The following is a 632-nucleotide window of genomic DNA, read 5'->3' as shown; positions in this document are numbered from 1 at the left end:
CCGATAGGCTAGGTTCAGATGAACCTCTTCACAAAGCCGCCGCTCGGACCGGATCCCGAAGCAGTAGCCCACGAGTAGCATTCGGATAAGCAACTCGGGGTCAACCGAGGGGCGTCCAGTATGGCTGTAGAACTCCGCCAGATGCGACCGGATGCTGCCAAGATCGACGAACCGATCAATCGAGCGCAGCAGGTGATCTTGCGGGACATGATCTTCCAGCGAGAACTCGTAGAACAACGCCGCCTGCGCTTCCTGCCTCGGTCCCATCATCGCCAATTCCTCCCTACAGGACGAATTGAATCAGCGACTTACCACTCAATCAACCAAGAGTTTTTCAACGAAATACGCCCCTTATGGCTTAGCAATCCGATCGATCATGCTAGGCAGATGATCAGGTGCTAGTTTTGAAGAAACGGCATCTAGTTGTATAAGTGACATCGAAAGGTAAGTGTGAAACTTCTCCGTAGCTAGGTTTCCCGCATCGCCGAACAGGTCTAGAGGTTCGCCGGATGCCATTTCAGATAGCACTGATTGAAGGTCGGGTGTTTCATCGCCGGCCTCCACCAACAAAAACCCGTCATGCTGCTCAACCGAGAAGCCTACGCTCCTGAGTGCGAGCATGAGAGTTGACG

The 632-nt window shown here is 53.3% G+C and carries 1 protein-coding gene and 1 pseudogene; both read right to left on the bottom strand.

Annotated features, from left to right (window positions below; genetic code table 11):
• On the bottom strand, positions 1-270 hold a 270-nt coding region (locus ACR0K5_RS25130), incomplete at its 3' end, for a transposase (protein ID WP_480632228.1).
• An 81-nt stretch (positions 271-351) separates the two neighbouring features.
• A pseudogene (locus ACR0K5_RS25125) lies at positions 352-632 on the bottom strand (DEAD/DEAH box helicase); the annotation flags it as partial.

Source organism: Ruegeria sp. AB9 (genome assembly GCF_056542585.1).
Note: the sequence above shows the minus strand (reverse complement) of the source record. Positions and strands in the feature narration are given on the sequence as shown.